Annotated in this window: 11 protein-coding genes; 7 read left to right on the forward strand and 4 right to left on the reverse strand. The window is 69.9% G+C overall.

Annotated features, from left to right (window positions below):
• The first annotated feature begins 13 nt into the window (after positions 1 to 13).
• On the forward strand, positions 14 to 1,516 hold the full coding sequence (mmsA, locus tag ACIOHP_RS24115) for a CoA-acylating methylmalonate-semialdehyde dehydrogenase (protein WP_361539102.1): 1,503 nt from the start codon (positions 14 to 16) through the stop codon (positions 1,514 to 1,516).
• A gap of 59 nt (positions 1,517 to 1,575) precedes the next feature.
• Here the strand turns inward: mmsA and ACIOHP_RS24120 are convergent, their stop codons facing one another.
• The gene (locus ACIOHP_RS24120) at positions 1,576 to 2,409 is read right to left on the reverse strand and encodes a hypothetical protein (RefSeq protein WP_361539099.1); all 834 of its coding nucleotides are present in this window, start codon (positions 2,407 to 2,409) and stop codon (positions 1,576 to 1,578) included.
• A 272-nt stretch (positions 2,410 to 2,681) separates the two neighbouring features.
• Here ACIOHP_RS24120 and ACIOHP_RS24125 point away from each other — a divergent pair, with 272 nt between their 5' ends.
• The 5 genes from ACIOHP_RS24125 to ACIOHP_RS24145 all read left to right on the forward strand — a co-directional run bounded on the left by ACIOHP_RS24125 (position 2,682) and on the right by ACIOHP_RS24145 (position 11,442).
• A complete protein-coding gene (locus tag ACIOHP_RS24125; RefSeq protein WP_401890632.1) occupies positions 2,682 to 4,073 on the forward strand; it encodes an APC family permease in 1,392 nt (463 codons plus the stop codon).
• Positions 4,074 to 4,284: 211 nt separating this feature from the next.
• Positions 4,285 to 6,927 carry an alpha/beta fold hydrolase gene (locus ACIOHP_RS24130; RefSeq protein ID WP_401890636.1) on the forward strand — a complete coding sequence of 881 codons (2,643 nt, stop codon included), beginning with the start codon at positions 4,285 to 4,287 and terminating at the stop codon, positions 6,925 to 6,927.
• On the forward strand, positions 6,924 to 7,778 hold the full coding sequence (locus ACIOHP_RS24135; protein ID WP_361539090.1) for an ABC transporter permease: 855 nt from the start codon (positions 6,924 to 6,926) through the stop codon (positions 7,776 to 7,778). Before ACIOHP_RS24130 ends, ACIOHP_RS24135 begins: the two co-directional genes overlap by 4 nt.
• Positions 7,779 to 7,925: 147 nt before the next feature.
• Entirely contained in the window at positions 7,926 to 9,467 is a 1,542-nt protein-coding gene (locus ACIOHP_RS24140; protein WP_401890639.1) for a von Willebrand factor type A domain-containing protein, read from the forward strand.
• Positions 9,468 to 9,522: 55 nt separating this feature from the next.
• The gene (locus ACIOHP_RS24145) at positions 9,523 to 11,442 is read left to right on the forward strand and encodes an AMP-dependent synthetase/ligase (RefSeq protein ID WP_401890642.1); all 1,920 of its coding nucleotides are present in this window, start codon (positions 9,523 to 9,525) and stop codon (positions 11,440 to 11,442) included.
• Positions 11,443 to 11,501: 59 nt separating this feature from the next.
• Here ACIOHP_RS24145 and ACIOHP_RS24150 read toward each other — a convergent pair whose 3' ends face one another.
• The 3 genes from ACIOHP_RS24150 to ACIOHP_RS24160 form a co-directional block, all read right to left on the reverse strand.
• Positions 11,502 to 11,912 (reverse strand): rodlin, encoded by a 411-nt coding sequence (locus ACIOHP_RS24150; protein WP_361539081.1) that lies wholly within the window; start codon positions 11,910 to 11,912, stop codon positions 11,502 to 11,504.
• Between the two features lie 138 nt (positions 11,913 to 12,050).
• Positions 12,051 to 13,070, reverse strand: coding sequence for an LCP family protein (locus ACIOHP_RS24155; RefSeq protein WP_401890838.1), 1,020 nt, complete (start codon positions 13,068 to 13,070; stop codon positions 12,051 to 12,053).
• Between the two features lie 109 nt (positions 13,071 to 13,179).
• The gene (locus ACIOHP_RS24160) at positions 13,180 to 13,581 is read right to left on the reverse strand and encodes a rodlin (RefSeq protein ID WP_361539078.1); all 402 of its coding nucleotides are present in this window, start codon (positions 13,579 to 13,581) and stop codon (positions 13,180 to 13,182) included.
• 256 nt (positions 13,582 to 13,837) lie between these two features.
• On the opposite strand from ACIOHP_RS24160, the gene ACIOHP_RS24165 reads away from it, so the two are divergent.
• Complete coding sequence (locus ACIOHP_RS24165; RefSeq protein ID WP_361539075.1) at positions 13,838 to 14,242, forward strand: rodlin; 405 nt, start codon at positions 13,838 to 13,840, stop codon at positions 14,240 to 14,242.
• The last annotated feature ends 93 nt before the right edge of the window (positions 14,243 to 14,335 follow it).

Raw genomic sequence — 14,335 nt, forward strand, 5'->3', positions numbered from 1 at the left:
GGAGCAACTGGGCATGACGAAGATCGTCAACCACTGGATCGGCGGCAAGACCGTCGAAGGCGCGTCGGGCAACTACGGGCCGGTCACCGACCCGGCGACCGGCGCGGTCACCACCAAGGTCGCGTTCGCCTCCGTGGAGGAGGTGGACTCCGCCGTCGCCGCCGCCAAGGACGCGTTCCAGACCTGGGGCACCTCCTCGCTGGCCAAGCGGACGACCATCCTGTTCAGGTTCCGGGCGCTCCTCGAGGCGAACCGGGACGCGATCGCGGAGCTGATCACCGCCGAGCACGGCAAGGTGCACAGCGACGCGCTGGGCGAGGTCGCGCGCGGCCTGGAGATCGTGGACCTGGCGTGCGGGATCACCGTGCAGCTGAAGGGCGAGCTGTCGACCGAGGTCGCCAGCCGCGTGGACGTGGCCTCGATCCGCCAGCCGCTCGGTGTCGTGGCCGGCATCACGCCGTTCAACTTCCCGGCGATGGTCCCGATGTGGATGTTCCCGATCGCCATCGCGACCGGCAACACCTTCGTGCTGAAGCCGTCGGAGAAGGACCCGTCGGCCTCCCTGAAGATCGCCGAGCTGCTGGCCGAGGCCGGTCTGCCCGACGGTGTCTTCAACGTCGTGCACGGCGACAAGGTGGCCGTGGACCGTCTCCTGGAGCACCCGGACGTCAAGGCCGTCTCCTTCGTCGGCTCGACCCCGATCGCCCGCTACATCCACACCACGGCCTCCGCGAACGGCAAGCGCGTCCAGGCCCTGGGCGGCGCCAAGAACCACATGCTGGTCCTCCCGGACGCCGACCTCGACGCGGCGGCGGACGCCGCGGTGAGCGCGGCCTACGGTTCGGCGGGCGAGCGCTGCATGGCCATCTCGGCCGTGGTCGCGGTCGGCGCGATCGGCGACGAGCTGGTGGAGAAGATCCGCGAGCGCGCCGAGAAGATCAAGATCGGGCCCGGCAACGACCCGGCCTCCGAGATGGGCCCGCTCATCACCAAGGTCCACCGCGACAAGGTGGCGTCCTACGTCACCGGCGCCGCGGCCGAGGGCGCCGAGGTGATCCTGGACGGCACCGGTTACACGGTCGAGGGCTTCGAGGACGGTCACTGGATCGGCATCTCGCTCCTCGACAAGGTGCCCACCACGGCGAAGGCGTACCAGGACGAGATCTTCGGCCCGGTGCTGACCGTGCTGCGCGTCGACACCTACGACGAGGGCATCGCCCTCATCAACGCCTCGCCGTTCGGCAACGGCACCGCGATCTTCACCCGGGACGGCGGCGCCGCCCGCCGCTTCCAGCTGGAGGTCGAGGCCGGCATGGTCGGCGTGAACGTCCCGATCCCGGTCCCCGTCGGCTACCACAGCTTCGGTGGCTGGAAGGACTCGCTCTTCGGCGACCACCACATCTACGGCAACGACGGCACGCACTTCTACACCCGCGGCAAGGTCGTCACCACCCGCTGGCCCGACCCGGCCGACGGCCCTTCGGGCGTGGACCTGGGCTTCCCGCGCAACCACTGAGCGACCACTGAGCCCGGGCACCTGCCAGGTGCCCGGGCTCGGTCGTGTCCACGGGAGGCCTACTGCCCCTGCGCGTCCTTCAGCGCCTGGGTCATGTCGGCGGTCTCCGCGGCCGGCGGAGCCTTGACCTCGGCCGTGGCACCGAACTCGGAGAAGTCCATGGTGGCCGTGATCTTGCCCATCACCTGCTTCAGACGGACGGGCAGGTCCTTGTCGTTCACCCAGATCTCCATGGTGATGGAGTCCGCGCCGCCGGTCATCGAGCCCAGCAGGCTGTCCTTGTCGGTGTAGGCGTCCTTGAACTTGCCCATCTTCGACTGGTCGATGACGGCCCGGTAGTGGGTCGTCTTCTGGCCGTCGACGGTCTCCGAGCCGAGGTCCTTGACGTCATCGGCGTACTTGAGGCCCTTCATCGAGGCCGTCGGGTTGCCACCGCCGCCCCCGTTCATCGCCGAGGCGCCGTTCTCGCCGAACACGGCGGAGGCGTCGACCTTCATCCACTCCTTGCCCTTGAGCGGGCCGGAGGCCTGCGGGTCGACGTCGTAGTAGTACACGCCGTCGACGAGCAGACAGTGGATCGTCGGGTCGTCCTGCACGGTCTGCATCTGCGCGGCCGCGGTGTCCATCTGGACGTCGTAGGCGATGCCGTCGCCCCACGAGTACGTGCCGTCCATGGCTATCGGCGTGCCGGTGCCCAGGTCGGTCGTCATCCTGATCTCGGCCGAGCCGGTCTGTTCGGTGCGGTCGGTGGCCCGCGTGAGCGCCGCCATGATCGCGTCGGTCTTGTCGACCGCGTCGGCCGTCTGCTTGACGGACTCCGCGCCGCACGCCGACGTCGCGAAGAGCGCTGCCGCCGTGAACCCCACCCAGGCAGCGGTGTGCCTCAGCTTCATGTTCCCCACCCGTTGCTGTGATTCGTATGTGAGTTCTGTGAGAAATGACTGTAGCGGGCCACACCGACACCCCCGCGACGGGATTTTTTCACCGCGGACGCTGCGGTTCCCGTACATCTCAAGGGCGGGGAGGAGACAGCAATTGACTGCCGTATATGAATTCGAAAGGGCAGTTGACCTACTGATTCCGTAGCAGGCAAGCCATTGACGCAATGGTTTTCGTCGGGGTTCCATCAGCGCCATCTGCTGCACGAGTCGATCGGAACCGCCGTATGACCGACACGCTCCGCCCTGCCGAGGCCGCTCTCCCCGAGGCGCCCGACAGTCCCCAGAAGCTCAAGCGCTCCATCGGAGTCGTCGGCGGCACCCTTCTGACCCTCTCCTGTGTGACCCCCGCGTCCACGCTCTTCGTGGTGGTCCCGGACCTGTTCGGCTCGCTCGGCACCGCGACCGCCCTGACGATCGCCATCGGCTCCCTCCTCTGTATCGCCGTGGCGTTCTGCTACTCCGAGCTGGGCACCCTCATCCCCAGCGCGGGCGGCGAGTACGCGATGGTCTCGACGATGGCGGGCCGTCTGGCGGGCTGGCTCGTCTTCGTGCTGTCCCTCCTGGTCGTGATGATCGTCCCGCCGGTGATCGCGATGGGCACCGCGGACTACCTGGCCCCGATCGTCCACCTCGACCCGTCGACGGCGGGCGCCGGCGTCATGCTCCTGGCGACCCTCGCCGGTCTGCTCGACCTGCGCGCCAACGCGTGGATCACCGGTGTCTTCCTGGTCCTCGAGGTGATCGCGGCGGCCGTGGTCGCGGTCCTGGGCTTCGCGCACAGCGAGCGGGGCGCGGACAGCCTGGTGTCGCTCCAGGTGGCAGGCGCGGACGGCCACGCGGACACGGTGACGGCGATGCTGATCGTGTCCGGCCTGGCCATCGCCCTCTTCATCACCCAGGGCTTCTCCACCGCCGTCTACCTCTCCGAGGAGATGGAGAACCCGCGCCGCAACGTGGCCCGCACGGTCCTCGCCACCCTCGCGATCTCCTCCGTGATCATCCTGGTCCCGGTGATCGCGATCACGATGGGCGCCAAGGACCTCTCCGCACTCACGGGCGGCGACATCGGCACGATGGTCACCGACTGGTCCAACTCCGCCGTCGGCACCTTCGTCAGCCTCTGCGTGGCCCTCGCGATCATCAACGCGGGCATCGTCATGGTCATCCAGAACTCCCGCGTCCTGTTCGCCTCGGCCCGCGACAAGGCCTGGCCCGCCCCCGTCAACAACGTCTTCGCCAGACTGGGCCGCTTCGGCTCCCCGTGGGTCGCCACCCTCGCGGTCGGCGTCCCCGGCGCGATCCTCTGCTTCGTGAACCTGGACACCCTCTACGGCATCACCGGCGTCTCGGTGACCGCCATGTACCTGCTGGTGGCGGTGGCGGCACTCCTGTCCCGCAAGGGCCCCCACCAGCACACCCCGGCCTGGCGCATGCCCCTGTGGCCGGCGGTGCCGGTGCTGCTCATAGCCGTACTGACGTACATCCTGAGCCAACAGGAGACGGCGTACCTGCTCTGGACGGGCGGCATCACGGCGGCGGCAACCCTCTACTGGGCCCTGTACCTCCGCCCGCGCAGGGACACGAGGTGGCTGGTCTCGATCCCGACGGAGGACTGACGCCCCGATCGCCCCGCAGGGGCGAACAGGGGCGCGGGGAACCGCGCGACCAGCCACAAACAACCCGCACCCGGCACATTCGAGACTGGACCGAGCTCTCAGCCGTACAGCGAACGCGGTACACGGCAACGCTCCCGTACCCCCACGGGATGTCGAAGGTTCAGCCCTCGGTCGATAACTCCCCGACAGTTTCACCCCGTACCGTTGAACCATGGATCTTCGACCCCCCGGACTGCGAGGACGCCTCCGGAGGCCGCGACGGTGGATCGCCGCCGCGGCCTCCGTCGTAGTACTCGCCGGCGCCGGTACGTGGACCGCCGTCGCGGACGACGACGCGCCCCCGGTGCACCAGACCGACCGGGTCATGGCGCTCAACGGCGTCCGCATAGACACCTCGTACTTCACTCCCGACACCGCCGGCAGGCACCCCGCCGTCCTCCTCGGCCACGGCTTCGGCGGCAGCAAGAACGACGTACGCGAACAGGCCGAAGCCCTCGCCCGGGACGGCTACGCGGTCCTCACCTGGTCCGCCCGCGGCTTCGGCAGATCGACCGGCAAGGTCGGCCTCAACGGCCCGAAGGCCGAGGTCGCCGACGTCGAGAAGCTGATCGACTGGCTCGCCGAGCAGCCGACGGTCCAGCTCGACAAGAAGGGCGACCCCCGCGTGGGCATGGCGGGCGGCTCGTACGGCGGCGCGATCGCCCTCCTCACCGCAGGGCACGACGCCCGCGTCGACGCCATCGCCCCGGCGATCACCTACTGGAACCTCTCGGACGCCCTCTTCCCGAACGGCGTCTTCAAGAAGCTCTGGGCCGGCATCTTCGTCAACACCGGGGGCGGCTGCGACAAGTTCGAACCGCAGATCTGCGAGATGTACCAGCGCGTCGCCGAGTCCGGCACCCCGGACGCCGCGGCCGAGAAGATGCTGGAGGAACGCTCGCCCTCCGCGGTCGGCGACCGGATCAAGGTCCCGACCCTGCTCATCCAGGGCCAGAGCGACTCCCTCTTCCCGCTGGACCAGGCCGACGCCGCCGAGAAGGCGATCAAGGCCAACGGCGCCCCCGTGGACGTCGACTGGATCGCGGGCGGCCATGACGGCGGCGACATGGAGACGAGCCGCGTCCAGTCCCGTGTGCGGTCCTGGTTCGACCGCTATCTCAAGGACGAGAAGACCACCGACACCGGCCCGGCCTTCCGCGTCACCCGCACCGGCGGCGTCGACTCCACCGACGGCGCGGCGCAGCTGAGGGGCGCGAGCGACGACACCTACCCCGGCCTGGAGAGCGGCCGGAAGTCCATCGCCCTGACCGGCCGCGAGCAGGACTTCGCCAACCCGGCCGGCGCCAACCCGCCCGCCGTCTCCGCCCTCCCGGGCCTCGGCGGCTCCGGCCTCTCCCAGCTCTCCTCGCTGGGCGTCGGCGTCTCCCTGGACTTCCCGGGCCAGTTCGCCCGGTTCGACTCGAAGCCGGTCACCGACGACCTCCGCATCACCGGCGCCCCGACGGCCACCGTCCACGTGAAGTCCACGACCGACGACGCCGTCCTGTTCGCCAAGGTCTACGACGTGAGCCCGAACGGCACCCGGCAGGTACTGCCGTCCCAGCTGGTCTCACCCGTCCGCGTCGAGGGCGCCAAGTCCGGCAAGGACGTGACGCTCACCCTCCCGGCGATCGACCACAAGATCGACACGGGCCACCGCCTCCGTCTGGTCCTCGCCTCCACGGACCTCGGCTACGCCTCCCCGGCCGCCCCGGCGACATACACCGTCTCCCTGAAGGGCGACCTCGAGGTCCCGACGGCCCCCGGTGTCTCCACCGCGGCCGCCCCGCTGCCCTCCTGGGTCTGGTGGCTGCCCCTCGCGGGCGCCGTGCTCGCGCTGCTCCTGCTCCTGACGGGCCGCCGCCGCACCGCCATGCCCGCCCCGGACCCGGAGCTGGCCGAAGTCCCGCTCCAGATCACCGACTTGAGCAAGAAGTACGCGGGCGGCGACCGTTACAGCGTCCGCGACCTCTCCTTCCGCGTCGAGAAGGGCCAAGTGCTGGGCCTCCTCGGCCCCAACGGAGCCGGCAAGACGACCAGCCTGCGCATGCTGATGGGCCTGATCAAGCCGGACGGCGGCGAGATCCGGGTCTTCGGCCACGCGATCCGCCCCGGCGCCCCGGTCCTGTCCCGGGTCGGCTCGTTCGTCGAGGGCGCGGGCTTCCTGCCGCACCTCTCGGGCCGCGAGAACCTGGAGCTGTACTGGCAGGCGACGGGTCGCCCGGCCGAGGACTCCCACCTGGACGAGGCGTTGGAGATCGCCGGCCTCGGCGACGCACTGGCCCGCGCCGTCCGCACGTACTCCCAGGGCATGCGCCAGCGCCTGGCCATCGCCCAGGCCATGCTGGGCCTGCCGGACCTGCTCATCCTCGACGAGCCGACCAACGGCCTCGACCCGCCGCAGATCCGCGAGATGCGCGAGGTGATGATCCGCTACGCGGCGGCCGGCCGCACGGTCATCGTCTCCAGCCATCTGCTGGCGGAGGTCGAGCAGACCTGCACCCACCTCGTGGTCATGGACCGCGGCCGCCTCGTCCAGGCAGGCCCGGTCGCCGAGATCATCGGCTCCGGCGACACCCTGCTGGTCGGCACGGCCTCGCCCGTCGAGGAGCCGATCGTCGAGAAGGTGGCGGCCCTGCCCGGCATCGTCTCGGCGCTCCGCACCGACGAGGGCATCCTGATCCGCCTCGACACCGACGGCAGCGCCGAGCGGCTGGTCGCCGAACTCGTCCGGCTCGAGGTACCCGTCCGGTCGGTGGGCCCGCACCGCCGCCTGGAGGACGCCTTCCTCACTCTGATCGGAGGTGCCGCGTGAGCACGCTGACCGAGACGGCCCCCGGCTACCAAGCGGGCCGTACGCTCCCCCTGCGCGTGGAGCTGATCCGCCAGCTCAAGCGCCGCCGCACGATCGTCATGGGCGGCATCCTCGCCGCCCTGCCCTTCGTCCTGCTCATCGCCTTCGCCATCGGCGGCGAGCCGGGCGGCCGCAACAACACGGTCTCCCTGATGGACACGGCGACCGCGTCCGGCGCCAACTTCGCCGCGGTCAACCTGTTCGTCTCGGCGGGCTTCCTGCTGGTCATCCCGGTCGCCCTGTTCTGCGGGGACACGGTCGCCTCGGAGGCCGGCTGGTCCTCCCTGCGCTACCTCCTCGCGGCCCCCGTGCCCCGGGCCCGCCTCCTGTGGTCCAAGCTCGTCGTCGGCCTCGGCCTCAGCCTGGCCGCGATGATCCTGCTGCCCGTCGTCGCCCTGGCCGTCGGCACGGCGGCCTACGGCTGGGGCTCGCTGGAACTGCCCACGGGAGGTTCACTCGACCCGGGAACGGCGGCACAGCGGCTCGTCGTCGTCGTGGGATTCATCTTCGTCTCCCAACTGGTCACCGCGGGGCTCGCGTTCTGGCTCTCGACCAAGACCGACGCCCCCCTCGGCGCGGTCGGCGGCGCCGTCGGCCTGACCATCGTCGGCAACGTCCTGGACGCGGTGACCGCCCTCGGCGACTGGCGCCACTTCCTGCCCGCGCACTGGCAGTTCGCCTGGGCGGACGCCGTCCAGCCCACTCCCGAGTGGTCCGGCATGATCCAGGGCACCGCGGTCTCGATAACGTACGCCCTCGTGCTGTTCGCGCTGGCCTTCCGCGGTTTCGCCCGCAAGGACGTGGTGTCCTAGGTCACCGGAGGATCACCTACCGGTCTCAACGGCCCTGCTCCGTGGCCTCTTCGAGACACTTCCGCAACGCTCCGTAGCGCACGTTCCGGCCCCCTGGCCCGTCACAGTCACAAAGGTCGACGTCAACGGACCAAGGGGGCACGGAAGATGGAGCAGTATCGAATACGACGCGTGCGCGCCGCGCTGCTCGCGCTCACCGCGGCGGGCGGCCTGCTGCTGACAGGGTGCAGCGCGAGCGGCGACGGCGCGAACGGATCGTCGTACGACGGCGGCAACAAGGGAGGCGGCTACGCACCCGCGCCGGAGGGGGAGCAACAGGGAAGCAGCCCGGACAGCTCGGACAGCGACTCCCGGGACGTCACCCCCGAGCCCGACTACCTCTCCACCTTCGCCCTCGACGTCGACACCGCCTCCTACGGCTACGCCCGCCGCACCCTCGCCGAGGGCAGCATGCCCGACCCCGCGACGGTCCGCCCGGAGGAGTTCGTCAACAGCTTCCGCCAGGACTACGACCGTCCCGACGGCAACGGCTTCTCGGTCACCGTCGACGGCGCCCGCACCGACAAGGACGACTGGTCCCTGGTCCGCGTCGGCCTCGCCACCCGCGCCGCCGAGGACGGCGAGGCACGCCCGCCGGCCGCCCTGACCTTCGTCATCGACATCTCCGGCTCCATGGCCGAGCCGGGCCGCCTCGACCTCGCCAAGGACTCCCTGGGCACGATGACGGACCAGCTCCGCGACGACGACTCGGTCGCCATCGTCACCTTCAGCGACGAGGCCGAGCGGGTCCTGCCGATGACCCGCCTGGACGGCAACCGCGACGAGGTCCACGACGCGATCGACGGCCTGGAACCCACCGACTCCACCAACCTCGGCGCCGGCGTCGACACCGGCTACGAGACCGCCGAGGACGGCCTGCGCGAGGGCGCCACCAACCGTGTCGTCCTCATCTCGGATGCCCTCGCCAACACCGGCGACACCGACGCGGACACCATCCTCGAACGCATCGCGAGCGAGCGCCGCGAGCACGGCATCACCCTCTTCGGCGTCGGAGTCGGCAGCGACTACGGCGACCAGCTCATGGAGCAGCTCGCCGACAAGGGCGACGGCCACACCGCCTACGTCTCCGACGAGGACGACGCCCGCAAGGTCTTCGTCGACCAACTTCCGCGGAACATCGACCTGACCGCCCGCGACGCCAAGGCGCAGGTCGCCTTCGACCCCGAGACGGTCCTGGAGTTCCGCCTCGTCGGTTACGACAACCGCCGCGTCGACGACGAGGACTTCCGCGACGACAGCGTCGACGGCGGCGAGATCGGCCCCGGCCACACCGTCACCGCCCTCTACGCCGTCCGCCACAAGCCCGGCACCGACGGCCACCTCGCCACCGCGAGTGTCCGCTGGCTCGACCCCGACTCCCGCACCCCGCACGAGGAGTCCGGCCGGCTGGAGAGCGAGGACCTCGAAGGCGACCTCTGGGATTCGGGACCCCGCCTCCAAGTCACCGCCGTCGCCGCCTACTTCGCCGACACCCTGCGCTCCTACGGCGCCGAGTTCAGCCCCCTGCCCGGCACCCCGTCCCTCGGCGAACTGAGCGAACACGCCCACGACTTGGCGAGGAGCACCGAGGACAAGGACGTGACGCGGCTCGCCGAGGCCATCGACCAGGCGAAACGCCACGGGGATTGACCTTTCCTTACGCACGAGTAAGTTACCCCCCAGTCAGAGCCGACTGGGGGCCGTCATGGGCGTACGCAAGGATCTGAAGAGGGCGAAACAACGCACCGACCTGGCAATCCGCACCAAGGTCGAGATCACCCGGGACGAGCGGGGCGTGGTGCGAGAGGCCCGCACCTCGCCCCTCGCCCCGCCCGCACCGACCGGCAGCACCGCCGACCTGCCGTTCACCAACGCCACCGAGGCCCCGGACGCGGTGGTCCTGCGCCGAAAACAAGGGGACACCTGGCACCCGGTCACCGCGGCCGCCTTCGCCCGCGAAGTCACCGCCGTCGCCAAGGGGTTGATCGCCGCCGGTCTCGAACCGGGCGGCCGCGTCGCGGTGATGTCCCGCACCCGCTACGAGTGGACGGTCCTGGACTTCGCCATCTGGGCGGCGGGCGGCCAGACCGTCCCGATCTACGCCACCTCCTCCGCCGAGCAGGTGGAGTGGATCGTCCGGGACTCCGGCGTCCGCTTCGTCGTCACCGAGACCGCGGAGAACGCCGCCACGGTGACGACGGGCACGGCCCGCCACCAAGAGCAGCCGCGCGTCTGGCAGTTGGACGCTGAGGCACTGGCCGAACTCAAGACCCTGGGCGCCGACATCGCCGACGAGGAAGTCACCAAGCGGCGCGCGAGCCTGACTCCCGACACCGTCGCGACGATCTGCTACACCTCCGGCACCACCGGGCAACCCAAGGGCTGCGTCCTCACCCACGCCAACCTCCACGCCGAGGCCGCCAACACGGTCGAGCTGCTCCACCCGATCTTCAAGGAGGTCACCCGCCAGGTCGCCTCCACCCTCCTCTTCCTCCCCCTCGCCCACATCCTCGGCCGCACCCTCCAGATCGCCTGTCTGATGGCCCGCATCGAGATCGGCCACTGCCCGAGCATCAAGCCCGACGAACTCCGCCCGGCGCTCAAGGAGTTCCGCCCGACCTTCCTCGTCGGGGTGCCGTACCTCTTCGAGAAGATCCACGACACCGGCCGTGCCACCGCCGAGAAGATCGGCCGCGGCGCCTCCTTCGACCGCGCCGACCGCATCGCCGTCCGCTTCGGCGAGCAGTACCTGGACAAGTTCCTCGACCGCGGCAAGGGCCCGGGCCTCGGCCTCTACGCCGCCTGGGCCCTGTACGACCTGCTGGTCTACCGCCGGGTCCGCAAGGAGCTCGGCGGCCGGATGCGCTACGCCATCAGCGGCGGCTCCCCGCTCGACCGCAACCTCAACCTGTTCTTCTATGCGGCCGGGATCATCGTCTACGAGGGCTACGGACTGACCGAGACCACGGCCGCCGCCACCATCGTCCCGCCCCTGAAACCCCGCCCCGGCACGGTCGGCCCGCCCGTCCCCGGCACCGCCGTCCGCATCGCCGACGACGGGGAGGTCCTCATCAAGGGCGGCATCGTCTTCGGCGCCTACTGGAACAACCCGGCCGCCACCGACGCCGTACTCACCGACGACTGGTTCGCCACCGGCGACCTCGGCTCCCTGGACGAGGACGGCTATCTCACCATCACCGGCCGCAAGAAGGACATCATCGTCACCTCAGGCGGCAAGAACGTCTCCCCGGCCGTCCTGGAGGACCGGCTGCGCAGCCGCCCCCCGGTCGGCCAGTGCCTCGTGGTGGGCGACAACCGCCCCTTCGTCGCCGCCCTCATCACCCTCGAACCCGAGGCGATCACCCACTGGCTCTCGGTCCGCAAGATGCCGGCCGACACCCCGCTGTCCGAGCTCGTCCGGGACCCGAGGCTGCGCGCCGACGTCCAGAAGGCCGTGGACTACGCCAACGAGGCCGTCTCCCGCGCCGAGTCGATCCGTGCCTTCACCCTGGTCGAGGGCGAGTTCACCGAGGACAACGGCATGCTCACGCCGTCCCTGAAGGTCAAACGGCACGCCGTGCTGTCGGCGTACGCGCAGGACATCGAGGCGATCTACCGCAAATGAAACGCCGAACGGCGGGCCACCGGGGGAACCGGTGACCCGCCGTGGCGGAGATCCGAGGATCAGCCGTTGCCCTGGCCGTTGCCGGAGAGGGCGGAGATGTCGTCCAGGATGTGCGACAGCGGCTCGTCGCCCTTGGCCTGGGTGGAGTTCTCGACACACTGCTGGTTCTGCGGGGCCGACAGGATCGGCACGTCCTGCAGGACACCGACGGCGGCGACGCCGACAAGGCCCTGGAGGTTCAGCTTCGCCGGCAGGCCGACACAGGGCTTGTTCAGCGAGCCCTGGACCAGCGAGAGCTGCGGGCTCATGTCGCCGAACGTGGCAGAGTTGCCGAACTCCTGCGAGGCGTGGTTGCCGCTGGCGGAGTGGGTGCCGTCGCCGTCACCGATGGCAAGAGCCTGGGGGGCGGCCGCAGCCGAGACACCGGCGACGGAAGCGGCGATAGCCGCGGTAGCCCACAGCTTCTTCATGTTCATTCCCTTTCGAAATGCGGACTCCGGTGAGGAGCTGCATGATCGTCAACGGCCGCACCCCGTCCGGGGTTGCGTTCTTTGCCCCGATTGGCGCAGCGCACTCGCGAACCGTGCGGGCGCCCCGGTCGTACGAGCTCATTTGCAGGTCAGCGAGCTGCCCCGCACCGGGCCGTAGCCCTTCAGGCCCGGCGGGTCCTTTGGCCTGGGATTCGCGTCGGCCTTGAGCAGCGGCCGGTCCGCGCGCAGCTTGGCGAACATCGCGTCCGCCCGCTTCATGTCCCAGGCCAGTGTCGAACCGATGTCGGGCCGGGTCTCGTTGAAGCCGGCGATCGGCACCGTCGTGAACTCGATCGCCTTGGCCGGCACGTTCTGCAGCGCCGCCGCCAGCTGCACCATTTCCTTGGCGTCGAAGCCCTGCTCGACCTGCCCCTTGCCGAGCAGCGTGTCCACCACGCGCGCCATGCCCACCGGATCGGTGAGCGCCTTCTCCGCCCGCAGCCCGCGCAGCGCGTTCACCAGGAACCGGTGCTGGCGCTGGATCCGCCCGAGATCGGCGCTGGTGTCGACATGCCGGGAGCGGACGTACTGCAGCGACGGACCGCCCTCCAGCCGGTGCCTGCCGGGCTTGAGCTGCAGCTTGGTGGCCGAGTCCTTCAGGGTCCGCGAGGTGCACACCTCGACGCCGCCGACGTCGTTCACGGCGTCGATGAAGCGCCGGAAGTCCACCTGGAGATACCGGTCGATCCGCACTCCGCTCATCGACTCGACCGTGCTGATGGTGAGCTCGGGGCCGCCTTCGTTGTAGGCGCCGTTGATCTTCAGGGGATGCGGTGCGCGTTCCTCGCCGCTCGCCGCGTCGCGGTACGGGGGGATGTCCGCGTAGGAGTCCCGGGGCATGCTCACCACGCTGACGCGGTCCCGGCGCGCGGAGACGTGGACGAGCATCAGGACGTCGGTGCAGTTGCAGGCGTGGCCGCCGGCGTGGAACGTGCGCTTCTCGGCGGCGGTGATGGTGTCCCGGCCGTCCGTACCCATGAGCAGGATGTTCAGGGCTTTGGGCGCCTGGCGTTCGGGGGGTGCGGCACTGGCGAGGAGTGTCGCGGTCGTCGCGAGGACGAGTCCGGGGACTGCGAGGGAAGAAAGAGTTCTCTTCATCGTCACGGGCCGAACGCTAAAACAGCGGGCCGCCGAGAAACCGGCGGCCCGCTGACGGGGTTTCAGATTGCAGCCCCAAGGCTCAGGAACGTCAGTCCCCGAGGGTGGTTCAGCGGTTGCCCGTGCCGTTGCCGGCCAGGACCGAGATGTCGTCCAGGATGTGCGACAGGGGCTCGTCGCCCTTGGCCTGGGTGGAGTTCTCGACACACTGCTGGTTCTGCGGGGCCGACAGGACCGGGACGTCCTGGAGGACGCCGACGGCGGCGACGCCGAGGATGCCCTGCAGGTTCGCCTTCGCGGGCAGGCCGATGCAGGGCTTGTTGAGCGAGCCCTGGATGAGCGCCATCTGCGGGCTCATGTTGCCGTAGGTGGCCGAGTTGCCGAACGACTGGTGCGCACCGTTGCCGCTGGCGGACTTGGTGCCGTCGTCGTTGCCGATCGCCATGGCGGGGGAGGCGGCACCCACGATGGAGGCGGCGACCGCGGCGGAAGCCAGAACCTTCTTGATCACTTGCTAGTCCCTTCTGGAGAAACCCCGTCCACCGGAGCGTTCTGGTCAACTGCCCGGCGGCCGCTTGGTTGCTCCTCTTCACTCCGATGGCCCATTGAATGGGGCGGCCGCCGTGCATACCGGAGTCCGGTGATTCCGTGAATTCCGGGGGAGTCGCGGCCCGATCGGGTGAAGTGCCGAAACCAAACCCCGTGGAGCTGGTTGATGCGAGGGCAGGAGCGTGCGTCTTGGTGATGCACCCAGGAAAGGAACAGAAATGCTGAAGAAGGCAATGGCTGCCGCGGCGGTAGCCGCTTCCGTCGTTGGTGCGGCGTCGCCGGCCATGGCCATCGGGAACGAGGACGGCACCAAGTCCGCCAGCGGCAATGGTGCCCACTCGGGGTTCGGCAACTCGATCACCAAGGGCGACTTGAGCCCGCAGGCGACCCTGGTGCAGAGCACGGCCAACAAGCTGTGCATCGGCCTGCCGGTGAAGGGCAACGCCCAGGGTATCGTCGGTATCCTCGCCGCCGTCGGCGTGGCCCAGGACGTCCCGGTCCTGTCGGCCCCGCAGAACCAGCAGTGCGCCGAGAACTCGACGCAGGCCAAGGGTGACGAGCCGCTGTCGCACATCCTCAGCGACGTCTCCGCCCTCGCGGGCAACGGCGCGGGCAACCGCTGATCCGCAGGCTGTGAATCCGCTCGGGCGGCTCGCGAAATGTGCGCGGGCCGTCCGAGCGTTTTGTGCCACTCAGGAGAAGCGTTTCTCCTCGGT

Origin of the sequence: Streptomyces sp. NPDC087859, from assembly GCF_044742595.1 — a bacterium.
GTDB lineage: Bacteria > Actinomycetota > Actinomycetes > Streptomycetales > Streptomycetaceae > Streptomyces > Streptomyces canus_F.